The sequence below is a fragment of the Nostoc sp. WHI genome, assembly GCF_015714725.1.
Taxonomy (GTDB): domain Bacteria; phylum Cyanobacteriota; class Cyanobacteriia; order Cyanobacteriales; family Nostocaceae; genus Nostoc.
This window is the reverse complement of sequence record NZ_WBKM01000251.1, coordinates 1-23,961: the sequence shown is the minus strand read 5'-3', so window position 1 is coordinate 23,961 and position 23,961 is coordinate 1. Positions and strand designations below refer to the sequence as shown.

The 23,961-nt window shown below is 39.3% G+C and carries 21 protein-coding genes and 3 pseudogenes; 11 read left to right on the top strand and 13 right to left on the bottom strand.

All coding sequences use genetic code 11. The annotated features are described in order from the left end of the window. The 7 genes and pseudogenes from F8S12_RS25915 to F8S12_RS25885 form a co-directional block, all read left to right on the top strand. Positions 1 to 609 (top strand): annotated as a pseudogene (locus tag F8S12_RS25915) (S-layer family protein); the annotation flags it as partial. Between the two features lie 80 nt (positions 610 to 689). Continuing rightward, positions 690 to 3,344 carry a CHAT domain-containing protein gene (locus F8S12_RS25910; RefSeq protein ID WP_196515370.1) on the top strand — a complete coding sequence of 885 codons (2,655 nt, stop codon included), beginning with the start codon at positions 690 to 692 and terminating at the stop codon, positions 3,342 to 3,344. Between the two features lie 20 nt (positions 3,345 to 3,364). Then, on the top strand, positions 3,365 to 4,429 hold the full coding sequence (locus F8S12_RS25905) for a DUF928 domain-containing protein (RefSeq protein WP_196515371.1): 1,065 nt from the start codon (positions 3,365 to 3,367) through the stop codon (positions 4,427 to 4,429). A 3-nt stretch (positions 4,430 to 4,432) separates the two neighbouring features. Continuing rightward, positions 4,433 to 6,529 carry a CHASE2 domain-containing protein gene (locus F8S12_RS40965; protein WP_230967819.1) on the top strand — a complete coding sequence of 699 codons (2,097 nt, stop codon included), beginning with the start codon at positions 4,433 to 4,435 and terminating at the stop codon, positions 6,527 to 6,529. Between the two features lie 599 nt (positions 6,530 to 7,128). After that, positions 7,129 to 7,749, top strand: a complete 621-nt coding sequence (locus F8S12_RS25895) for a DUF6272 family protein (protein WP_196515372.1) — start codon at positions 7,129 to 7,131, stop codon at positions 7,747 to 7,749. Between the two features lie 51 nt (positions 7,750 to 7,800). Next, positions 7,801 to 8,154 (top strand): slr1659 superfamily regulator, encoded by a 354-nt coding sequence (locus F8S12_RS25890; RefSeq protein ID WP_196515373.1) that lies wholly within the window; start codon positions 7,801 to 7,803, stop codon positions 8,152 to 8,154. 325 nt (positions 8,155 to 8,479) lie between these two features. Then, positions 8,480 to 10,084, top strand: a complete 1,605-nt coding sequence (locus F8S12_RS25885; protein WP_196515374.1) for a mechanosensitive ion channel family protein — start codon at positions 8,480 to 8,482, stop codon at positions 10,082 to 10,084. Positions 10,085 to 10,439: 355 nt separating this feature from the next. Here the strand turns inward: F8S12_RS25885 and F8S12_RS42465 are convergent. The 3 genes and pseudogenes from F8S12_RS42465 to F8S12_RS25870 all read right to left on the bottom strand — a co-directional run. Then, positions 10,440 to 10,697: pseudogene (locus F8S12_RS42465) on the bottom strand (IS701 family transposase); the annotation flags it as partial. A gap of 146 nt (positions 10,698 to 10,843) precedes the next feature. After that, positions 10,844 to 11,197, bottom strand: a pseudogene (locus tag F8S12_RS25875) (IS701 family transposase); the annotation flags it as partial. A 223-nt stretch (positions 11,198 to 11,420) separates the two neighbouring features. Then, positions 11,421 to 11,594 carry a hypothetical protein gene (locus F8S12_RS25870; protein WP_196519163.1) on the bottom strand — a complete coding sequence of 58 codons (174 nt, stop codon included), beginning with the start codon at positions 11,592 to 11,594 and terminating at the stop codon, positions 11,421 to 11,423. Between the two features lie 288 nt (positions 11,595 to 11,882). On the opposite strand from F8S12_RS25870, the gene cbiD reads away from it, so the two are divergent. Together cbiD and guaA are read left to right on the top strand one after the other, a co-directional pair. Beyond that, complete coding sequence (gene cbiD / locus F8S12_RS25865; protein WP_196519162.1) at positions 11,883 to 12,998, top strand: cobalt-precorrin-5B (C(1))-methyltransferase CbiD; 1,116 nt, start codon at positions 11,883 to 11,885, stop codon at positions 12,996 to 12,998. A 225-nt stretch (positions 12,999 to 13,223) separates the two neighbouring features. Beyond that, complete coding sequence (gene guaA, locus F8S12_RS25860) at positions 13,224 to 14,846, top strand: glutamine-hydrolyzing GMP synthase (protein WP_230968279.1); 1,623 nt, start codon at positions 13,224 to 13,226, stop codon at positions 14,844 to 14,846. On the opposite strand, the gene F8S12_RS25855 is transcribed toward guaA, so the two are convergent. Then, positions 14,801 to 15,082 (bottom strand): hypothetical protein, encoded by a 282-nt coding sequence (locus F8S12_RS25855; protein WP_196519161.1) that lies wholly within the window; start codon positions 15,080 to 15,082, stop codon positions 14,801 to 14,803. The two genes, guaA and F8S12_RS25855, sit on opposite strands and share 46 nt — an antisense overlap. A 226-nt stretch (positions 15,083 to 15,308) precedes the next feature. Further along, a complete protein-coding gene (locus F8S12_RS25850) occupies positions 15,309 to 16,214 on the bottom strand; it encodes a cation diffusion facilitator family transporter (RefSeq protein WP_196519160.1) in 906 nt (301 codons plus the stop codon). Positions 16,215 to 16,692: 478 nt separating this feature from the next. Between F8S12_RS25850 and F8S12_RS25845 the strand changes: the two genes are divergently transcribed. Then, positions 16,693 to 17,046: a hypothetical protein gene (locus F8S12_RS25845; protein WP_196519159.1), complete on the top strand. Its 354-nt coding sequence runs from the start codon at positions 16,693 to 16,695 to the stop codon at positions 17,044 to 17,046. 466 nt (positions 17,047 to 17,512) lie between these two features. Here the strand turns inward: F8S12_RS25845 and F8S12_RS25840 are convergent, their stop codons facing one another. The 3 genes from F8S12_RS25840 to F8S12_RS25830 form a co-directional block, all read right to left on the bottom strand. After that, entirely contained in the window at positions 17,513 to 17,749 is a 237-nt protein-coding gene (locus tag F8S12_RS25840; RefSeq protein ID WP_062297131.1) for a DUF4327 family protein, read from the bottom strand. 763 nt (positions 17,750 to 18,512) lie between these two features. Then, positions 18,513 to 18,932 (bottom strand): 30S ribosome-binding factor RbfA, encoded by a 420-nt coding sequence (gene rbfA, locus F8S12_RS25835; RefSeq protein WP_196519158.1) that lies wholly within the window; start codon positions 18,930 to 18,932, stop codon positions 18,513 to 18,515. 97 nt (positions 18,933 to 19,029) lie between these two features. Then, on the bottom strand, positions 19,030 to 19,236 hold the full coding sequence (locus F8S12_RS25830) for a DUF751 family protein (RefSeq protein ID WP_196519157.1): 207 nt from the start codon (positions 19,234 to 19,236) through the stop codon (positions 19,030 to 19,032). A 156-nt stretch (positions 19,237 to 19,392) separates the two neighbouring features. Between F8S12_RS25830 and F8S12_RS25825 the strand changes: the two genes are divergently transcribed. Then, complete coding sequence (locus F8S12_RS25825) at positions 19,393 to 20,307, top strand: DNA adenine methylase (RefSeq protein ID WP_196519156.1); 915 nt, start codon at positions 19,393 to 19,395, stop codon at positions 20,305 to 20,307. Here the strand turns inward: F8S12_RS25825 and F8S12_RS25820 are convergent. The 5 genes from F8S12_RS25820 to F8S12_RS25800 all read right to left on the bottom strand — a co-directional run bounded on the left by F8S12_RS25820 (position 20,304) and on the right by F8S12_RS25800 (position 23,934). Then, positions 20,304 to 20,792 (bottom strand): PD-(D/E)XK nuclease superfamily protein, encoded by a 489-nt coding sequence (locus tag F8S12_RS25820; RefSeq protein WP_196519155.1) that lies wholly within the window; start codon positions 20,790 to 20,792, stop codon positions 20,304 to 20,306. The genes F8S12_RS25825 and F8S12_RS25820 overlap by 4 nt on opposite strands. A gap of 246 nt (positions 20,793 to 21,038) precedes the next feature. Beyond that, positions 21,039 to 21,338, bottom strand: a complete 300-nt coding sequence (locus F8S12_RS25815; RefSeq protein WP_196519154.1) for a type II toxin-antitoxin system RelE/ParE family toxin — start codon at positions 21,336 to 21,338, stop codon at positions 21,039 to 21,041. After that, positions 21,331 to 21,552 (bottom strand): addiction module protein, encoded by a 222-nt coding sequence (locus F8S12_RS25810; RefSeq protein ID WP_196519153.1) that lies wholly within the window; start codon positions 21,550 to 21,552, stop codon positions 21,331 to 21,333. Before F8S12_RS25810 ends, F8S12_RS25815 begins: the two co-directional genes overlap by 8 nt. A 116-nt stretch (positions 21,553 to 21,668) precedes the next feature. Beyond that, complete coding sequence (locus tag F8S12_RS25805) at positions 21,669 to 22,889, bottom strand: HetZ-related protein (protein ID WP_196519152.1); 1,221 nt, start codon at positions 22,887 to 22,889, stop codon at positions 21,669 to 21,671. Between the two features lie 385 nt (positions 22,890 to 23,274). Next, positions 23,275 to 23,934 (bottom strand): L-threonylcarbamoyladenylate synthase, encoded by a 660-nt coding sequence (locus F8S12_RS25800; protein ID WP_196519151.1) that lies wholly within the window; start codon positions 23,932 to 23,934, stop codon positions 23,275 to 23,277. Positions 23,935 to 23,961: the final 27 nt, after the last annotated feature.

The window sequence follows — 23,961 nt, the reverse complement described above, 5'->3', positions numbered from 1 at the left end:
GTTCCTAATCCTCCACCAGAAGTTCCTAGTCCCCCACCAGAAGTTCCTAGTCCCCCACCAGAAGTTCCTAGTCCCCCACCAGAAGTTCCTAGTCCCCCACCAGAGGTTCCTAGTCCTCCACCGGAGGTTCCTAATCCTCCACCAGAAGTTCCTAGTCTTCCATTAGAAATTCCTAATCCTCCACCGGAAGTTCTTAATCCTGTGTTAGATTTTTCTAGCCTTGAATCAATTAATAAACCGGATGCAGCTCAAAGTTCAGCTTTGATAGGAGTACCAAACCCAGAGAGCGATCGCAATAATAAAATAGTTACTCCTAGTTGTGCATCCACGGAAGGTAATTCTTTTACTATAACAGGTAGAGGAGGTTTACCAGCAGACCCTACAGCAACCATTCGTGGTCAAACTATCTTGTCAGATACGCGAGATTTTATAACTGCACAAACGCAAAACAGTAATCAAGTAAATAGTTCTTCTGCAATTCCTCCAACAAGACAACAAATTGTCGAAGCCACAAGCTTAAGAATTAATTCCCAAGGACAAGTAGAATTAGTAGCGTCTTTACCTCAAGAGAGTTTATCTCAAAAGCATCTTAATTGTAGCGTTTTATAAATTTAAAAAAATTAATAAATTTTACATATAAAATAATCAAATAATTTATTAAAAATTTAACCTTAAAAATTGTAACTAATATGAGGAAAATATCTAGACGAAAGAGGTATAACTATTTAAACAAAAAAGAATTTTGGCGAACTTGGTTATTTTCAAATCTAAAAATCAATGTTGTCTGGCTTTTTTGCATTTGCCTAATATTAAGTCTGTTATTAGCTATTAAGAATATTCCTGCTGTTGCTAATCAATCCATATTATCAGATTCAAATCAGGAAATTCAACAACTATCAAATTCTTCAGAGTTGTTACAACAAGGTAAAAATTACTATCAAGCTGGACAATACACAGAAGCAGCTAGAGTTTGGGAAAATGCACTGAAGTTTTATCAATCACAAAAAGAAATAATTAGCCAAGTTCAAGTTCTTAATTATTTAGCATTAGCATATAAAGATTTAGGAAAAAATCCACAAGCACAAACTGCGATCGCCGAAAGTATCAATATCATCAAAAGCTTAAAAATTCCCGATACTAAAAGCAGTTTACTATTAGCGCAGGCATTAAACACCCAAGGAACGCTCCAAATACTACAAGGACAAACTGATACGGCTATAGATACTTGGAAACAAGCAGCAGTCACTTATGAGCGCTCAGGTGATAAAACAGGTAAACTCATCAGCCAAATTAATCAGGCGCAAGGTTTGCAAACACTGGGACAGTATCGCCGCGCCAAAACTTTGTTAGAAGAACTAGTGACAGAATTGCAAAATCAACCTGACAGTCTCTTAAAGGCTCAAGGATTGAGAAGTTTAGGCATTGCTCTGCAAACTGTTGGTGATTTAAAGCAATCTAAAACAATTCTCGATAAAAGTTGGGAAATTAGTAAACAATTCAACTCTCCAACTGATGTGAGTGCAGTTTTATTTAGTATTGGCAATGTTGCCAGAGACTTACAACAATATGATGTTGCTTGGACATACTACCAACAAGCAGTTAATTTATCTCCACAACTACAGGCTAAATTAGAAGCACAATTAAATCAATTGAGCTTGTTGGTTAAACTACAAAACTGGGAATCAGCACAGACAATAATTCCAGAAATAGAAACCAATCTTACCCAACTTCCTCCTAGTCGCCCTGCTATTTATGCCAAGATTAACTTTGCAGAAAGTTTGATGGATTTAAAGCCAGCAGGAGAAGGTAGAAAAGCAGTTTTGGACACCAACGCCGTCAAAATTTCCCACTTGCTAGCAACAGCTATTCAACAAGCTAAAGAAATCAAAGATCCGAGAGCCGAAGTTTATTCCCTTAACCAACTAGGTAAACTCTACCAACAAAACAACCAGTTAGCAGATGCGGCAACTTTGACACAACAAGCACTAACAATAGCTCAAGAAATAAATGCTATAGATTTAGTAGCTCGTGCGGCGGGACAGGTGGGTGCAATTGCTAAAGAACGAGGAGATAGTAATAGCGCCATCCCTGCTTATGAGATTGCTTTTAATAACTTGCAATCTCTACGTAGTGATTTAGTGGCAATTAACCGGGATGTACAGTTTAATTTTAAAGAAAGTGTTGAACCGATTTATCGAGATTACGTTAGCTTGTTGTTGCAAAAAGATAATCAAAGCAACCTTAAACAAGCTCTGCAAGTGATGGAAGCTTTGCAACTAGCGGAACTGGATAACTTTTTTCGGGATGCTTGCTTAGATAATAGCAATCCTGTAGTTTTAGAAAAAATTGACTTGCACGCAGCCGTTATTTATCCAATTATTTTAAGCGATCGCCTGGAAGTTATTCTTTCAGTTCCTAATCAATCTCTGCGTCACTACAGCACCCAACTACCAAAACAGCAAATAGAAACTATTTTAAAACAACTTTATTCTTCCCTATCCCCTGGTTATTCGAGTAAGGAGCGTTTGCGACTTTCCCAAGAAATTTATAACTGGCTGATTGCACCTGCTCAAGCAACACTCCAGAAAAGTAGTATCAAAACTTTAGTTTTCATTCCAGATAGTTTGTTGCGAAACTTGCCAATGGCTGTTCTGTATGATGGCAAACAGTATTTAATCGAAAATTATAGTGTTGTTCTCAGTCCTGGATTACAACTATTTCCTCAAGGACTGCAACGCCAAAAATTGAGCGTGTTAGCGGCTGGATTGACGGAAGCACGCCAAGGCTTCAATCCCTTACCTGGAGTTACAGAAGAAATTAAAGAAGTTACTACAGAAGTTAATTCACAAGTGTTGCTAGATCAGAAGTTTAGCAGAGACAGTTTAAAAGCGGCGATCGCTAATAAATCTTTCCCCATAGTTCACCTTGCAACTCACGGTCAATTCAGTTCCAACCCAGAAGAAACCTTTTTGTTGACCTGGGGCGATCGCATTTCCATTCAAGATTTTGATCTGTTGTTTAAAAACAGAAGTCAAACAAACATAGAACCGATTGAATTATTAGTGATGAGTGCTTGTCAAACAGCCGTAGGTGATAATCGTGCAACATTAGGTTTAGCTGGATTTGCTTTACGTTCTGGTGCTAAAAGTACTCTTGCTAGTTTATGGTCAGTAAGTGATGAGTCTACTTCCTCCTTGATGAAAGAATTTTATCACCAATTGAGTAATCCAAAACTAAACAAAGCTGAGGCATTGCAACAGGCACAAATCAAAATTATGGCTAATCCTTTATACAAACATCCTTATTTTTGGTCTTCTTTCGTTCTTGTCGGTAATTGGTTGTAAACATAGCAGAAGAGGTGAGCATGGTTAAGTTTAATTCTAAAATATTTTTATTTTTCACTATTAGCGGCACATTAATAGTTTTGACAGGCAATTCTACATTAGCAAGCCTTCTCCCTCAAGAGAATCCAACCGTTACCAATCAAGTTCTCATTAGTGTGGAATTTAAACTGCCCAAAGATGCAGCCCCCAAAACCAGCGTTGGCGGTGGCGTTCGCGGACAAGTGCAATTCGCCTTACCCGGAGGTTCAACACCTAGAACCAGTGTTGGCGGAGGTACAAGGGGTGATGTGCAGTTTGCTTTACCCGGAGGTTCAGCACCTAGAACCAGTGTTGGCGGTGGAACTAGGGGTGATGTGCAATTCGCTTTACCAGGAGGTTCAACACCTAAAACCAGCGTTGGCGGCGGAACTAGGGGTGATGTGCAATTGACTTTACCAGGAGGTTCAACACCTAAAACCAGCGTTGGCGGAGGTACAAGGGGTGATGTGCAATTGACTCTACCTAGTGGAAATTCAACCCCCAGAAGCAGTATTGGTGGTGGTACAAGGGGAAAAACTGCACCATTAACAGCATTAGTTCCTCCTACGAAACAGGGACGCACTGTATTAGCAAGCCCCACAATTTTTGTCTATTTGCCTCCAGTTGGCGCAGAAACCGTATTTTTCAGCCTCCAAGACGAAGACGGAAATCCTCATTATTCGACAATGCTAAAAGTTTCTCCCGATGGCGGTGTAGTTAGTATTACCTTACCTCCAACATCACCACCTTTAGTAATAGATAAAAATTACCTGTGGTATTTTGCACCTATTGAACCAGGCGGAATTCTCCGACCTGATAATTATTCTGTAACAGGGTGGATAAAACGAGTCAAGTCTACATTTAATGAGCAGGAGTTAGCCTCATCTCCTGTGGAATTAGCCACTAAATATGCTGAGGCTGGTGTATGGTATGATACCCTAAAAATTTTAGCGGCGGCAAAGCGATCGCAACCAAATAATAAAGCTTTTGCTACTGAATGGCACGATTTACTCAAGCAAGTTGGACTAGAAAATATTGCCTCTGAACCATTAACAGCAGCTTTTTAAAGAATGATGTGGCAAAAACTCAAAAAATCACTGAAAAAATGGCAAGGAACACTGATAATTACTCCCTGTGTTGCAGGATTAGTCATTGCTGGGAGTAATATCGGTATTTTTAGAATTTTAGAATGGGTGACTTTAGATCAATTATTTCGTATTCGTCCGCAAGAAGCTGTAGACAAACGAATTGTGATTGTCACAATTGACGAGCCAGATATTCAATATGTCAAGCAATGGCCGATGGCCGATCGCGTTATGGCGAAAATGATTCGCAATATCAAAGCACAACAACCAAGAGCGATCGCCATCGATATTTATCGGGATTTACCCGTAGAACCGGGACACGCAGAACTAGTCAAAGAATTTCAAAATACTCCCAATTTTATTGGCATTGAAAAAGTTGCCGGAAAACCAGTTGCACCACCACCGAATCTAGCTAAACAGGGTCAAGTAGCTGCTAATGACCTCCTCTTAGATACAGATGGCAAAATCCGACGCGGTATTATTTTATTAGGTAAACCTGATCAAAGTTTAGCTCAAGGGCTAGGAGTCAAACTAGCCTTAACATATTTGGAAAAAGAAGGCATTGAATTAAAAGCAATCAACGCAGATAAACAAATCTACGGTTTAGGCAAAGCTAAGTTTGTACCTCTATCTAGCAATGATGGGCAATACAACGAAGTTGATATGGGGGGATACCAAGTTTTAATTAATTATCGAGGTGGGCTAGAGAGCTTTGCTCATATTTCCATGACCGATGTTTTAGAAAATCGCATACCTGCTAATTTTATGCGCGATCGCCTAGTTTTGGTCGGTGCAAAAGCTCCCAGTTTAAATGATAGCTATAGTACCCCTTACAATAGCAATTTATTTTTTCCTACAGAGCTAGTCCCTGGAGTAGTAGTTCACGCAAATCTTACCAGTCAGATTCTCAGCGCCGCCATAGATGGCCGCCCAATGATGCGAGCTACCGTTAAACCTCTAAACTGGTTCTTAATCATCTTTTGGTCTGGATATAGTGCCACTCTTGGTGCAATTTACATTAAAAAACGTTGGCTGACCATAAGTGGTTTATTACTGGCTGTGGTGATTATTTTTAGCAGTGCTTACATTGCCTTTCTTGGTGGTTGGTTAATTCCTGTATTTACACCATTATTAACTGTTATCAGCGCATTAATAATTGGTCTTGTACAGGTTTTATGGAAAAATCTGATGCTTTCCTATCGGCAATTGGAAGATTATGCCCACAACCTAGAAATTAAAGTTCAAGAACGCACTGCTGAACTAGCCGAAGCTAATGAAGAAATTAATATTCTCAATGAAAAACTCAAAGGAGAAAACCTCCGCATGAGTGCCGAACTCGATATAATTCGGCGAATGCAACAAATGATTCTTCCAAAACCAGAAGAACTAGAAGCTATTGAAGGACTAGATATTGCTGGCTTTATGGAAGCTGCGGATGAAGTCGGCGGCGATTACTACGATGTACTGCACACCGACGGAGTAGTAACTCTTGGTATTGGAGACGTAACTGGACATGGCCTAGAAAGTGGATTGTTAATGTTAATGACACAAACAGCAGTTCGCCTCCTCAAAGAAATCCGCGAATCTGATTCAGTGCGCTTCTTTGACATACTCAACCGCACTATCTGCAAGAACGTGCAACGGATGAACTCTGAGAAGAACTTGACATTGGTGATTCTCAACTATGCTCAAGGGCAAATAAGTATCAGTGGACAGCACGAAGAAACAATTATCATCCGCAAAGGTGGGCAAATTGAGCTTATTGACACAATGGACTTGGGTTTCCCCATTGGTTTAGATGATGACATAACTGATTTTATTAGCGATATAACCCTGGAATTACAACCAGGTGATGGGGTTGTCCTCTACACCGATGGTATTACCGAAGCCAAAGACATCAATAAAAATCAATACGGCCTTGAACCGTTATGTGAAATAATCAGTCAAAACTGGCACAAATCAGCATCAGAAATTAAAGATGCAGTAATTTTAGATGTGCGACGACATATTGGTAAACAAAAAGTATTTGATGACATCACATTGCTAGTATTCAAGCGACAGGAAGAAGTTTATGAAAGTTAATATCGGCAAATATAAACAATGCTCTAGAATCCAAAATGAGTCATGAAAATCTCCGATTCTTCTCTCTGTGCATCTATGGTTAATTTATTTTTAAAATGATTTATAACTGCTATAGGAATCATATTTGATTTCTGAAAAAATCTCGGTAGTCTTGTAATGGGCTGTCATGGCTAAAATGATTGCAAAAAAATTGTAGGTTGGGTGGAGGCTTTGCGTAACCCAACATCCTGATATATGTTGGGTTGCGCTTTGCTCCACCCAACCTACGTCTAACGCACTATTTTGCGTAGACAGTCTACTACGTGCATTTCAAAAATCAAATACTAGTCCTATATACGATCATCGACTTAGATTTTTAGCTTATTGGGTATTGCATAATTGCGGTATTAAATCATTAAATTCAACTTTTAAAGTAAGAATTCAGCATCCAAAATTCAGTAGTCATAATTTATAAGAAATCTAGAATGCCTAGTATATTTATTTATCAAATTTTCTTCTGATTTTTTAACTATTCTGCCTCCTGAATTCTTACCTTTTAAAACTCTTCTTATTTGCGCTTAACCTGCATTTATGTACAATTATTTTGAGATTAAAAAACTATGATTCCAATATCTACAGTCTCTACTATAATCAAAACTGAATTATTTGGTGATTTGATCTCTGACTTTCCTCCAGAACATGATTCTCTTGAACTTTCTTTTACACCCACTTCTCGCTCAATCAAACAACGTTGGCGTAGCAATCGTCTTTCAGCACATTTTTTTGCAGACTACTTTACCAACTTTTTAGCGGTAGATGAAAATGAACCAAATCAAGAACAAATAATCAAAGAAAGTAAAAGTGCGGTTAGCTATGTTGCCAACGAACTTTTAGAAAATGCCATGAAGTTTAATGATGATAGTTCTAACTACAAAGTAAGATTTGGTATTCATTTATTGAATGACGCAGATAGTGTCACTGCCGTGATTTTTGCCAGCAATAGTATTAAACTAGAAACTGAAGCTAAATTGAGAGCAGTTATTAAAAAAATCTTAACTTCAAATACCCATGAAATGTATGTGCATCAAGTTGAAAAAAGTGCTGACGAAAATGGATCTTCTGGCTTAGGGCTGTTAACCATGATTAATGACTACTCAGCTAAAATTGGTTGGAAATTAGAAACTATTCAGCAAGAATCTATAATCATGGCTGTAACTACAATGGCGCAATTTAAGGTATAGTATTCATCGGTATCTGATTCAAATATTGTTTATTTAGGAAAAGAACATATTATGGTTTTGCAAGAGATTAAAGATGGAGATTACACTGTTGAAGCTTATACAGACTCTGCAATAGTTAACTTTAAAGGAGAATTGAGCCTTGGGGGATCGAGTGAATATGAACCAATTACCAATCTACTCAATAAAATTGCCGCAACCGATCCTGCAACGATGACTTTGAACTTAAGAGATTTAGCATTTCTCAACAGTTCCGGTATTAGTATGTTATCAAAATTTGTCCTGAGCTTGCGTAAGAAAAAAGGAATTCAGTTGCTTATCTTAGGTTCAAATACTATGCCTTGGCAAGGAAAATCATTGAAAAACCTAGAACGTTTACTCCCTGGTCTTAAACTCGAAATTGAATAATAAATATACTAAAAAGCTTAAAGCATTGCTACTGCTGGACGTTAGTTTTTTGGTTCTTCGGTACTTATTATGCTATAGCAATCCTAAATGAGTCGTGAAAAATATAAATAAGGAAACGAACCGCCAAGAACGCCAAGGACACAAAGGGAAGAAAGAAGAAAGAGATATAGAATTTTCACAAATGATTTAGGACTGCTATATGTAGCTTTGATAATATTTAAAGCCCTTATCTGATGAGGGTTTTAAATATTATCTTTTAATTTAAGACCGATTTCAGATGAAAGATAATTAAACAATTATAAATAGGAGCAATAAAACTACTACAATGCTAAACAAACTTTTACCATTTGAAACAAATACTTGGGCTTTCGTTCTAAGTAGCTTACTAATTACATTTGTTGGCGGCATTTTACTTTATGTCATTTTATTTTATGTATTGCGTTCCCTTTTTCGCAAATTTGAACGAGATATTGCCCTAGTTACCCTTAACGTTTCGGCTTATCCGGCTCTAGCTACTTTTGTGTTAGGTGTCCTCAAATTAACCTTCGAGAGTCTGCCTTCAGGTGCAGTGATTGACAGCTTTGAAAATCTCATAACAGCCGGAATAATCATATCAATTAGCTATTGGATAGTACAAGTTTTTATTGAAGTTTTTATTTATTACCTGAAGCAGTATACTCAACAAACAGAAGCCATGTGGGACGATGTGCTACTACCTCTCTTAGAAGCAGTAGTTCCTGCTGTAATTTACTTGATAGCTGCTTTTTTGGTTTTACGTTCCTTTGGAGTCGATCTTACTGGTATTTGGGTAGCTTTAGGTGGTGCAACATTCGTAATTGGTTTTGCAGATCAAGGCATCCTGGCAAACTTCTTTAGTGGTGTTGTGTTGTTGATTGATACACCCTTCCAGTTTGGTGATGTTTTGCGCCTTGAGGACGGTTCTATTGCCATACTAAGAAAAATTGGTGTGCGGGTTACGCAACTTTATGTACCTGACAAACATTATAATATTTACATTCCTAATAGTAATTTACAAAGCCAGAATATTATTAACCTCAGCCGTCCTACAGCTTATTACCATCACTCTAGTCAGGTAGAAATATTAGTCAAGTATGATATGTATGAAGCTAAACAGATGATAGTAAAAATTATTTTATCTCATCCAGATACGTTAGGAGATATTGGTAAAAAATTAGAAATAATTGATGATTACTATCAAATTGATGAACTAACAGAACAACAAAAAATAGGCAAATTGCGCTTAATTGCAGAACAGGAAGTTAACTATAAATTAGAAGAGATTCAAATAGGACTAGAAACACTAGTTGTTACACTCCAGTTTGCTGAAAAGGGTGGGTTAACGCAAGATGAAATTAATAATGTACAGCAGGAGTATAAGGATATACTAGCTTTGATTGGGTTAGAAGCAATTGCGGAAACTCAAAACAATCGTACTATTTTTGACTTGCAAGAAATCAGAGTTCAAGATTCGTTGATTGAGTTAGTTCGGGGATGGTATCGCATCTGGATTCGCGATCCAAATCTCTTGGATAATGATAGTTACATGGTTTCTGAAGAGTGGGAACGTAAACTTAATCTACTCAAGCGGAGATCGCAGCGTTTATACCAAAAAATTTCTAATCCCCAAACTGAAGAAACTCGGATTGATGATTATGTGATGGAATTAAATAAATGGGTTCGGGAACGATTCAAAGAACCGCGACAAAAGTGGCAAGAACCACAAGTTTTAATCAAAGGTACAAATCATAGCGATGATGGGATTACTTATGCTGAATTTAAGCTCAATTTCTTCGTTGATGATATCAAATTAGAGAATGGTAGAAGAGGTGATCGCGTTAGCAGTCAGATATATCAAGAGGTTTTGCAATATCTCAAGTCTAAAAGTGTGAATGATATTAATATCGTCTGAATTCTGCGAAGTAACCGAAAGATTTCTACAAGATCCGCAACCAACTCAGTGATAGTGGATTCGCCGACTATCTTGGCTGCTTGAGCAACAGCTATAGAATATTTACTCTTAGCTAACAACAAATATACTTTATAAGTCAACAGGACTTACGCAACTGGCACAAAATGCGGGCGGGGCGAAGCCCCGACACACGGGAATTTAAATTAGACCAAACACATATGAACGTCTGGACGTTTTAATTGCTGAATTAGATAATTAGATAGTAAGTTGTGCTTGATTTTATAAATAGTTTGGCCTGTTTGATAGGCTAAATTTTTCAGTCTCAGCCAAACCAACATAGCACAAGCAATATGATTTCTTTGCCGAAAGTATCATCAACTAAACGATTAGTTTTCAAAGGACAATAATAAACTTTATCTAAACCATCAATATAAAGCATTAAATTATTTACCGCATACCACGTATCCATTAAAACAGTATCAAAAGGGAGAAGCTTTTGATATACAAGACCTTGCAGCATATTTTTTACGTGGTCTATCTTAGTTAAACCATCATTATCAGGATTAAAAATACGATAATCAATTACCCAAAAGTTTTGAGTGTTAGGATTCACCAGCCCCGTTGGGGCGGGTATAGGGTGTGGGGTGTTGGGTTGCAGGTTATAAAGAAGCCCCAACAGCCCTAAAGTCAGAAGCGAGGCTTTTTCAAGGCGCTTGCATTGGGCGAGGTTGGAAGCCTCGTCCAATGCCGTATTCCCTACACCCGACACCCTATCCCCCACACCCTTCTTCTCACATATACACAACTGACTATTCCGATTCCTCTGACGATTCCATGTTCATTCCCACTATAATGTCTTCGTACTATTTCGATTTCTTCGGAAAATCTTTTATCTAAAACTGTATCATCAAATATAATACAAGCATCTTCGTCAGTGACAATTAAATTTTTCACATTATCCCAAAGTAGACGAGGAGTTAGCTTTTCATTTTTTAAATAATAATTAATTTTATCATGACTAATATTTTCTAAGTGTTCTGCTAAATTAGTAAGAGTGTAGTTTATTTGACTACTAAGTAAATATTGACAATAATCGAGTTTTGTAAATTTCATATTAAATCATCAATCAACACTTAAAAGATATTTATTATTTTTCCGCTCCAGAGAGGAGCATAAATATCTTATTACTTATGATGTTTGTAATTAAAAATCTATTGTTATAATTTGTAAAATCTTTCTTTTCCCTTTGGGTTTTAAGTCTTAATACCTTATTTGATATCGAAGGTGCGGCGAAGCCACACCAAGACCGATTGTGCCAGTTGCGTAAGTCCTGTAATTATTCAAATGATTGATCGCACAAAAAAGCCTGTCCGATAACAGATCCATTTTGCTCTAGCGATCGGAACCCAGCTTGCAACTCCCTCTGTTGGCGGCCATTGGTCGGCGTAGGTAGGAAAGCGAGTATAAAGCGATCGCACCGATATCCTTGATTTTTGTCCGACGGTAGCATTAAATAAAGTTTATTTGGATCTAGTGACAAACTACCATTAGCGGCAATTCCAGCTTGCGACTGGAGTAATTGCTGTTGTATATCTTGAGGTTTTAGACCTGTAGACTCAATGTAGTTTTGGGCAAAGCCGGGTAAGTTGTGATCTATTCCAGGGTAAAAATATTTAGAATACTGGTGTCGGCGACGGATGCTTAATTGTCTGATTACTGCTGCTGTCTGAAACTGTCTTCTCTATGAGACGGTACGTGAACAATTTTGAAGAATTATTTTGAGTTTTGAATTTAAAAAATGTCTCGTTCTGGCTACACACTCCCAGTATTTGCCTGTGCTGCTGCTATTGCAGCTTTACATTGGTTACGCGATCGCCAACCCCTAAAATTTGCGTCTGTAGATTTGATTGAACCCGCTCAAATCGCCGAAATCCCAATTGAACAGGTAGCAGGACTATCTGAAAATATGGCTTTAGCAATCACCCGCAGCGATCCTGGTGATAATCTCGATTTGACTAAAGATACACCGATTTGGGCATTGGTGGAATGGCGAGAACAGGGTGATGATGCTGTAATTATTAAAGGTGGGGAAGGAATTGGCAGACAGGTAAATGCTGATGACAAGCCTGCTATCTATGCGTATGCTCAAAGGCTCTTGCAAAAGAATTTGCAACGGATGTTAACACCGGGGGAAAAAATCACGGTGACGATTATTCTACCCCAAGGGCGATCGCTTGCTGTTCGGACTTCAAATTCTGCCTTTGGTGTGGTTGAAGGACTTTCCCTTTTAGGCACAACCGGCATTTCTCAACCCTTAAGTACACCAGATCAACTAGCAGTTTTTCGGGCGGAATTACAAAATAAAGCCAGTCGTTTTGAAAGTTTGGTATTCTGTATCGGCGAGAATGGCCTAGATTTGGCGCGTAAACTAGGGATTAATCCTGAACAATTGGTCAAAACTGCTAACTGGCTCGGTCCAATGTTGGTAGAAGCTAATGTGCTGGGTGTGAAAGAAATCTTATTATTTGGCTATCACGGTAAGCTGATGAAACTAGCAGGGGGAATTTTTCACACCCATCACTACTTGGCTGATGGACGTAGGGAAATTTTGACGGCGCACTGTGCGATCGCTGGTTTAAAATCACCAGATATCCAAGTAGTGTTTAATAGTGCTACAGCTGAAGCAGCACTGACATATTTACGATCGCTAGATACTTCTACTGGTAGTGATTGGGTAAATCAAGTTTACACTGCGATCGCCGAAACTATTGATGTTCGTTCTCAAGAATACATCCAAAGCCATAGCGAAAGCGGCACAGGGGTAACAATCTGTGGCTCTATTCTTTTTGATCGCGATCGCAAAATTATCGTGAAGAGCAAAACTGCCGCTCTGTTAATGGGAAAATTATGTTAATTTATGATGAATAATCGTAAACAATCCAAATAAATAATCTTTTCAGTGACCACTCTAGGATAAATTTATCGTTCTAATACCATCTCAGACTCAGGGGTTATACAAACGCACTTAAGTTCGTATTTGTATAGGTTTTCTATACCATTATCAGTATGACTAATCTGATAAGGCTATCACTACAGACTACAGAGCAACTATCTACCTTACATTTAAACTCCCTGCATCATGAATACAGCGGTGACTCTACTAACCGAACAGACGCCTCAAACACTTGAACCTTTGAAGCGGCTAGATCGGCAATTAATTATAATTTTGGACTTCGGCTCTCAATACTCTGAGCTGATTGCCCGTCGTATCCGCGAGACTCAAGTGTACTCTGAAGTTTTGTCCTATCGCACGACTTCTGCACATCTGCGCCAACTCAATCCTAAGGGAATTATCCTCTCTGGTGGGCCGAATTCGGTTTACAGTGATAACGCTCCCCATTGTGACCCAGAAATCTGGAATTTGGGAATACCTATTTTGGGTGTTTGCTATGGGATGCAGTTGATGGTAAACCAACTCGGTGGGGAAGTGGTAAAAGCCGAGCGAGGTGAATATGGCAAAGCATCATTGTATATTGATGATCCGACAGATTTGCTCACCAACGTCGAAGATGGCACTACCATGTGGATGAGTCATGGAGACTCAGTTATCCAAATGCCACCAAGGTTTGAATTGCTAGCACATACAGAAAATACCCCCTGTGCTGCCATTGCCGATCACGAAAAGAAATTTTACGGCGTTCAGTTTCATCCAGAGGTGGTGCATTCTCTTGGTGGTATAGCATTAATCCGTAATTTTGTCTACCACATCTGCGATTGCGAACCCACTTGGACAACAGCGGCTTTTGTCGAAGAAGCAATTCAGGAAATTCGCGCCAGAGTTGGTGAAAAGCGGGTGCTGTTGGCACTGTCTGGGGGAGTTGATTCTTCTACTTTGGCCTTTTTGCTGTCTAAAGCGATTGGAGATCAACTAACTTGCGTGTTTATCGACCAAGGCTTTATGCGAAAGTATGAGCCAGAGCGATTGGTCAAGCTGTTTCAAGAGCAGTTTCACATTCCTGTAGAGTATGTTAATGCCCGCGATCGCTTTTTAGCCACGATTGCTAATATCACAGATCCTGAAGAAAAACGCCGCCGCATCGGACACGAATTTATCAGTGTATTTGAGGAAACATCTAAACGTCTCGGTCAGTTTGATTATCTAGCTCAAGGGACTCTTTATCCAGATGTCATCGAATCTGCTGATACCAATGTTGATCCTCAAAGTGGTGAGCGGGTAGCGGTAAAAATTAAGAGTCATCATAATGTTGGCGGTTTGCCCAAAGACCTAAGATTTAAATTGGTGGAACCACTACGGAAACTATTTAAAGATGAAGTCCGCAAAGTTGGGCGTTCCATTGGTTTACCAGAAGAAATCGTCCAACGGCAACCTTTTCCTGGGCCTGGCTTGGCAATTCGGATCTTGGGCGAAGTCACATCTGAGCGGTTAAACATTTTGCGCGATGCCGATTTGATTGTGCGGCAAGAAATTAACCAACGCGGCTTGTACCACCAAGTTTGGCAAGCATTTGCTGTTTTGCTACCAATTCGTAGTGTTGGCGTTATGGGCGATCAACGTACCTACGCTTATCCGATTGTTTTGCGGATTGTTACTAGTGAAGATGGCATGACTGCGGATTGGGCGAGAGTCCCTTACGAGGTGCTGGAAGTAATTTCTACCCGGATTGTGAATGAGGTGAAAGGAGTGAATCGGGTGGTTTATGACATCACCTCTAAGCCACCTGGAACTATTGAGTGGGAATAATCAAGTTTTGAGTCTCTTGTATGGTTTTGGAACGCTTGGAGTAGTTCACATTCACATATCTCAAAATGGCAATGCCGACGCTGAAAATGATTCAGGTCGGCATTTTCTATTTTTTGCAGACAATTAGCCGCAAATTGGATGATGGCTAGACGAATTGAGTTATTGTCTAGAAAAATCGGCGCGATCGCAGTAAAATTACCAATGGTGTGGTGACAGAAACAAAACAAGGAGTTCATTAGAAATAATTTTTATTTTATCAAACAGAATTTAGGAGTCAGGAGTCAGAATGAATTCTGACCGAAAAAGCGGATAGCGCAGCGTCTCCGGCTCCGCTCCTGAATTCTGACTTCTGAATTCTTCTTCAACAACGTTCATGGAGATGTTATGGAACCTGCTCTTCCTCTTGCTGGCTGCGCAGCGTCACGCTGCACGTAAGAGTACGGTGATTTTGAATTGGTTAGACTATTTTGCTCCAGTTTCAAAGCTAATTTGCTCAGACTTGTATGCTGGTGGCTCGACGTGAATTAAAATCCTCACTGGACGGAACCGTTCTTCTAATCGGCTTTCTACTTCTTCGGTGATGTGGTGAGCAGTTTCTACATCTGGTGCATCTACTATTAAATGCATTTCAATGAAGACTTGACGACCAAGAACACCGCGAGAGGCGATCGCATGACAGTTAATTACACCTGGAACAGAAGTAGCGATCGCATGTATTGCTTCTGGTGCGATCGCCATTTGATCTACAAGCCAAGGCAAATTCTCTTTTAAAACTGACCAACCACTCCAAAATACCAACAAAGCGACAGGAAAAGATAACACCAGATCCATCCATTGATAACCTAGCCAAACTCCTATCAAGCCACTAATTACAGAGATTGTCACCCAAATATCGCTCATGGTATGTGTAGCATCAGCTATGAGAATTGAGCTACCTACCCGCCTACCCACACTACGTTCGTAAAACGCCACAAAAATATTCACGCCCAGCACAATTAGTAATAACCACAACTCAGGTGGCGATATTCTCACAGGTTCACCACCACCTTTGAGAATTCGTTCGATTGCTCCTTGCAGAATTTCAAAACAGGCTATTCCTAAAAATGAGGCAATTCCTAAAGCTCCTACTGCTTCAAATTTATGGTGTCCGTAGGGATGCTCGCGATCGGGTTGTGGAGAAGAAAATTTACTTGCAATTAATCCTAAAACGTTGTTAGCACTATCTGTCACACTATGCAAGGCATCAGCTAGCAAACTCAAAGAACCTGTCCAGTAGCCCACAAGTGCTTTTAATCCCATTACAAATACGTTGAGCAGTAAGGTAATGATTAAAACCTTTTGCACTTCGGCGCGGTTATCGTAAGTCATAGATAATTTATCACATCAAGTTTTATGACTTCTAATGTATAACTCAAAACACAAATAAATACATATGAAATGTTTCAAAGTCTTACACAGTAAAAGTTAAGTATCTCTATAACTGCTAACTTTTATCCTAACTGTTGACATTTTTTCTAACTAATATGAGCTATAAGCCTGACAGCCAGTAGTAATAGCTTTGCTGACAACAGCATATTTTTAGCATTAATAATAGGCAGATTTTAATTTATTTTATTTGTCCGTAAATCTGATAATTTTGTACTTTTTATATCCAGTTGCCAGGGGTGTTAGGGAAGTTTAATTAATTAACTGCCACCACCAAATCCATTATTTGTTAATTGACTGAGTATTAAGGTTGACTACCGATTGCGGTAATATTATTACAACGAAGTCGAGCAGCACAGGTGGGCTACCCTACTTCACGCAATTGAAAACTGCTATAGCAAAAAGTTTTAATAAAAAACATATGTCTTCAATTCCTCTAACATTGAACTTAATTGAAGGTTCTGTCTCCTTCAGTTTTTCGCCCCAGGCAGCACGAGAATTAAAAGCAGCAACAGATCAATTAATGGAGCGTTTGAAAGCTGTCGCTGCTAAACCCATTCCTGGCGGTGGTAAAGTCACTCACCAGCCTCCCCTAGAATATCGTTACACAGGCGAGGTCTTTTTAGAAATTTTCTGTAATCCTAATATCTGGCCGACTCCCTTCGCAGCCAAAGTCCTGCTGACTGTCCGCAACATCAACATTCGTTTGACTACAGAAGCTGAACTTACTCGTATTATTGAAGACATTAATCAGTATTTAGAGCAAGTTGGGTAATATTTCTAAAAAAATTACCGGAACAGTTCAACATTGGGAACTACCCGGTTAGAGAATTTACATATTAGTACAGCACGACGGAAACAAACCACTCACTCCCAATCAATGAAACCCTTGCGGTATAGAAATTACGAATTACGTTGGCTAGTCTTGACTACGGCACGCTGCACCTAGCTTGCTTCCCAGTAGGGGGTACGAGCCTTATTACGAATTCTGCGTAGTGGTACTAGACTCAAGTTGTAGCATCAGATCTAGAGAACAATTGGTTCTGATGCTTTCCTTAACCTAAAAATTGTATAAAATGAGACTTTAATGCTTCCGTATTAATGAAAAACGCAAGATTCTGAATCGGGTGATGCTCATCAAAAGCCAGAGATTATCCCCCAGATTGGGTGTCGAATCGTTTATTGTGAAATCCACAAATCGAAAATAAACTCCCAATCCCAAAATCCGAAATCAACGTTGATTAGTCGTTGTCCCATTGTTCGCGACCAATTAGATCGCCAATGCGATCGCGTAACAAAAAGTCACATTTTTCTAATTCACATTCAACGCAAACCCACTCTCTCGCTGGAATGTATTGGCAGAGTGTATATATTGGCTGTTGTCGGCTGACCATTCCCTTTTGCACTAATCGGCGTGCTTCGTCTTGGATCACATCTAGAGAGTAGTAATTGATAGAAGGCACCGTATTCACACTCATGGTTTTTACTCACAAATTAACACTTAAATAGTGTTCCCGTTAATAATTAGGAACAAACATGACAGAAATTAGACTTGTGGCCAGGATTTTTGTAGTTTGCTATACGGAACTATTTTTATTTTGACGCTACATATCCTAAAATTATCTCAAGAAATGTTAAGAAAGTCAATAAATCCTGACATTTTGCAAAAATCCGCTTTACAAAAAAATTCAGAGTAGTTAACTTAACATGCTTAGGTAGCTGTATGATTTTTATTCAACAGGTCTGAAAGTTTTGCTATTACTGCCTTTGGGCATGATTTAGCGAGTGGGAAGAACTGACATAGCGTAGGCGCATCGCTTACATATTAAATAATCACCTTAAAGTCGTATCTAGAACTGCTGGTATTTATCTAAGAGTAAACAACATCAGAATGTTTTTCACGAGCTAGGGTATAAATTATTGCAAAATATCACGGCTAAAGTACACCATCAAGGTTTTTACCTAGCATGTATTAACAATTTCTTAAACATCTGTAGGGGGGTAGAGTAATTGGTCTTTGAAGACGCGATAAATCGCGTCTCTCTACATGAGGGCTTTGGGCTTATCTGAATTGTATTGGGGACGAAAGCTAAAACAAACAGAAAGCGTATATATGGAACTAACGCTCCCTGAAGCAGGTTATGTTTACATTAAAACAGACGCGATTAAGTCACGTCTGTAAACTGTTTGGCGGATTTGCTGAGATTAATTGTTCTGAAGTTACATTGTTATTTAAGTTACTTATTCAGTAAATGATTTCTCATCTTGCTCAGTGCTGTCTTCTACTGCTACCAGATTTTCTGGCGGACGCTCATCGTTAAGTTTGCTTAGTAGTGCCAGTACCTTATTACCGCGTTCGATGGAGCGATCTTCGAGAAATATCACCTCTGGTGTACGACGCAGCCGTACCCGCGCTCCAAGTTCGCTGCGGACGTAACCTGTAGCCGACTTTAAGCCTGCCATTGTTTCTACCTTAGCTTCATCTGTACCATAGATACTGACGTAGATTTTGGCGTGTTGGAGATCGCCGGAAACATCAACATCAGTAACACTTACCATTCCTGTACCCACACGGTCATCCTTGATGCCGTTGAGCAGCATTTGGCTAACTTCCCGTTTTATCAGTTCAGCAACGCGGGAAACGCGGCGATTTGTAGCCATAAAAATTTCGCCTCCTCACAGAGGTTATACAACAAAAATAGATTGCAAGTTGGGTAGACAGTACTTAGCGGGAGCAACGCCAAGAGCAACAGTCTGTCTAGATTGTACTCAAGCCTAGCATTGCACGTAGGGTAAGAGTAAGAAAGAATAGGCTGCCCACAAATAAACCTAAGATGGCGATCAAGGTAATTGGGCGTTTCAACAGTGGCACTAATGGTGCAAAGGTGTTTAAAAATACACCTAAGAGGACAGTAATAAAATAGCGGGGGTAGCGAAAGACGTTATCCCAAAATCCGTCAAACATCTGAATTTATACTCCTTTATTATAATTCAGGTGGTCTATCTTACCTTTTTTTCATGGCTTTATTCTAATACGTGTTGCTTTTGTCGCACTATACTAATATAAAATATAATTTCTCATAAGCACCATATAGTTTTCCATTTGATTAAATTAATAGTAATGCTAACTCAACTCAATGATAAAAGTTGTTATCGTCCGTTCCTCAAATGGGCTGGCGGTAAAAGTAAATTAATTCACAAATATATTAAATATTTACCCCCCAATATTGGTAACGTTAAGTGTTACTATGAACCGTTTTTAGGCAGTGGCGCTTTATTTTTCTATTTGGTAAATCGATACTCGACAATAAAATCGTCATATTTAACTGATATTAATGAAGAATTAGTTAATACATATCAATGTCTTAAAAACAACCTTGACGATTTAATTTTATTATTACAAGAGCATGAAAAACAACATAATGAATATGCTAATTACTATAAAAAAAATGGTGGGCAAAGTAACAATAGTAAAGATAAAAATCAGTATTACTACAAGGTAAGAGACGAAAGCTACGACAGAGATATTGAAAGAGCAGCTCGTTTAATTTATCTTAATAGAACCTGTTTCAATGGACTTTATAGAGTCAATTCACGAGGTACATTCAATGTACCATTAGGTAGATATGAAAATCCCAAGATTTGTCAAATAGATTTACTGGGTTCAGCATCAAAAGCACTTTCTATGGCTGAGGTGAAAACAGCAGATTTTAAGGAAGTACTAGATTACGCAAACAGCAGTGATGATTTTGTTTATTTTGATCCACCGTACCATCCTATTAGTAAAACTAGCTATTTTACAGCTTATAGTAGCCACTGTTTTAGTGAGGATGACCAAAAAAAATTGAGCGACATTTGTGCAACGCTAGCAAGCCGAGGTGTCAAAGTTATGGTATCAAACTCCTATTGTAAAGAGATTGAAGACATTTATAAAGAAATTGGTTTTCAAATCCACACAATACAAGCAGCACGAACAATTAACTCTAATATAGAAAATCGAGGGACAATTTCAGAATATTTAATTACGTCTTATTAGAGATGGTTGTTTGACCATGCAATAAATCTATCCAAACTATAAACTGCTAATAAGTTTTGATTATAGTCAACTTGTTTTTTAAACCAATCAAGCGCTTTTTGCCTCATACCTTCGCCGCCCATGACTAAAATAGTTGGTGCAGGATAAAAAGACTGAATGTTTAAGTTGAGGTAAGGAAATTTTTCATCAACTGAACCACCGCTTTCTTGCCATTTACACTCAATAATTAATCCAGATGGAAATTTAACTGAGTCCATAACATAAAAGTCCACATATAGATCGGTTTGATATATTCCGGTTCCAATATAAACACTTCTGGCATAGCATTTTGGTAGCACAGTAGAGTTTAATATGTATTCTCTTTGGTGCTGTTTTGGTACATTGGGACTTACTTGATAATATTCATGTGCCCTTAATGTTCCTTCTACAGTCGTTTCTAAAACCTGGCCAGATTTATTTGCCCGTCCGCCTTGAGTCAGAGCCATCCTAGATTCCTCTGGTAAAAGTATCTCTTATTCTAGGATTTCACGGAAGCAGTCACAAATAGTAAGTTTCTTAATATGAATTTTTGATAAAATTACAAAGAGTAGTATCCTTGTACTAAATAAATACAAATGTATTAATAATTTGGATGAGTAATAGGTTACTAATTCAGATAAGGAGGGAAAAGAAGGGAATTTCCTTTTGCTTTTTTCTTTTAATACTTTTCCTAACTCTTGTAAATGTGCATTCTATTGCAAGCGACTACGCCATTTTTCTGGGTCTTGGGAACAGTGGAAAACAGCGTAGATAATAGTCTCCTGTTCATTAAACTCGTAAAAAATGACGTAGGGAAAACGCCTGATTGTAGCGCGGCGATAGGTTTCATAAACAATCTGGTATGTGCTGGGGTGACGCTGAATTAAATTCAGGCAGGCATCAATACAGCGTAGAAACTCAACGCCTAACCCAAATTCCCGCTCCTCGTACCAGTCACAAGCTTCGATAATGTCTAGTTCTGCGGCTGTAAGGACAGTTAATTTTCTAGCCATGCCGTTGAGAGATTCTGGCTTTTACATCTTCCCAACTGTTGCCAATGGCTGGGTTTTGTAGATATTCGGCTTTGCGGCGGGCTAGCTCTTGTTTCTGCCAATCTAAAACTGGGAGTGCTGCTGGTGTGGCTGCAATTTCATCCCATAAATCTTCTACTAGTTGAAGTTTTTCCGCTCTCGAAAGACTAGAGAGTTCAGGAAATACTGGGTTCATGTTCTTCTATAATTTTATTCACTTTCATTATTACACCCCAGAACCGCCATATCTATAACAAAATTTCTAATAACTGGAATTGAACGTGAATAAATTTTAGTGATTTCGCCTTAGCTTCAACCCGTCTGTGCCTCAGTATGACCGTTGCGGATAGCCCACGCTATTTCTAAAAGTTGAGTCCAGCGCTTTTGCAGCTGTTTGGGGGTGCATTTGATGGTTTTGGCGATCGCTTGGTCGTTTTCTCGTGCAGTTTTTAACTGTAATATTTGCTGTTGCTGCTCTGTGAGTTGATTCACAAAGATTTCCCACTGCTGAGAAGATAAACCCAACTTTTGCTCTAAACCTGCGCCTAACCATTGATGTACCAATTGCCAGTGGTGTTGTTTGGCAAACTTTTCTACGTGGTATTTAAACCGTTGTTGGAGATAATCGCGTTGACGGCTGGTTAAACCGAGAATTTGGTCAATTTCTGGCGCTGAGAGGTCTTGGAGTTTTAAACTGAGGTAGTTCATACAATCAGATTGGCCTTGAGACTCCAGGTATTTCATCAACTCAGTGATGACGCGATCGCGTTCTGACTCTTCTGATGGATCGAAATTGGCTTTGGCGACCATTTGCGATCGCAGCTGTTGTACCGCCGAGTTACGCTGGTAAGATTCTGCTTCTTCACCCTTAGCAGACTCCACCGCCATTTCAATATCCACGGTAGTTTCTTGAGGCTGACGACGAGCAAAACCTTGGGCCCGCAAGATAATCAATTGCTGATTTGCACCACCAGGTAAATTGATCCGGCGTTTGGCATATTGCTCTGTAAAGGCCATGTATTCAGCTAATTGCAGCTGAGTACGCGGCGTGTGATCATCAGGTAGTTCGTTTTCTCTGCGGAAAGCTTTGATAGCTTCAATATAAAATGCTTGTAAAAAATCTTCAATCAGGCTGTAACGAGCCTCAAAACCCAACTCAGAGCCGGATATAGTTACATGACGGTAAACCATAGCGCCCAAAGTGCTATGTAATTCTACACGCCCTTGTTTTGAACCTAGTTGGTAGTAACGTAAGCACTTTTGCATCCGATGCCTTCCCAACGTTATCTGCCAAGACTTAATTTGCCCAGATGTTTGGATTCGAGAGCTTTTATCGCAAATGCGTTCTACTTCTATGGCTATGCGCTTTGCTAAAATTTCTACGCACCTGGGCGCTGCTTTTACTTGCACTTGCATTTCCTGACACAGCAATTGAATCAAGGTATCGCTGCTGCTATCTGAAAATTCTTCGGTCGAAATGTGGTTTTCAAAAATGGGTGTAGAGTTTGGTAGATTGACGACGTTAGCTTTCATAACTTTTCTAGGGAGTAGTATTGCACCGTAATTACAACGCAGACACAGCAATCAAGGCGGGACTTGGCTGGAAAATCTTTGGGCATTCATCCATCAAGACTTGCCCCATATAATGCTCACATCTAAAGCTCATATATAAAACTGTAAGAAATACGAAAGAGTTACGGTTATGGCAATGTGTCGGTTTTTTTTACAAGCCACCACATCAACGCTGGCACATGGATATCCACTATTTTCTTAAACTTGTCAAATACCTTCGTGTGCCGACTGTTGCCACCATCTTGTTATATCCACGGTGATGGTCTTTAAGTATGACAATTTCAAAACTGGAGTCATTTTTATCACATTTTCCGAAACAAAGAGGTGCGTCGGTGAAGTTGAATTCTTATACCCACGCTGCTGCTGCTTCCCAACCTAAACCCCTCCGTATAATTATTGGTTTGTCTTCCGTCATATCCAAAATAGTAGACACTTCAAATGTAGGTTCCTCGCCAGTGTCTACAATGATGTCTACCAAGTTGTCCAAACGGTCAAATAGCTCTACCCGCGACAGAATAGTTTCTGGATCTATCCGAATCATGCCATCATCTGCTTCATCTGGTGGCAGATGTGCTGAAGTTGAAATAATCGGATTGTCTAATGCTGCCAGCAATTTCAAACACACAGTATGGTTTGGGACTCTAATACCAGTAGTTTTCCGCTTGGGACTTTGCACCAATCGCGGGACTAACTTAGTCGCTGGCAGCAAAAAGGTGTATGGCCCTGGTATCAGGCGCTTCATAATCCGATAGGCTGTGTCACTTACGGAGGCATAAGTTGCCACATTTGAAAGCGAGGGACATAAAAATGTTAGTGGTTTATCATTTGCTAGCTGTTTAATTTGCCGCACTCGTTCTACCGCCGACTTGGCATTCAAATCACAACCGATCGCATAAACTGTATCAGTAGGGTAAAGCATGACTGCGCCACTAGAGAGCGCCGACTTTATTTCCTCTATTCGGCGAATTTGAGGATTATCCGGATGAACTGGGAAAATTTTTGCCATAGGACGGGGAGTGGGGAGTGGGGAGTG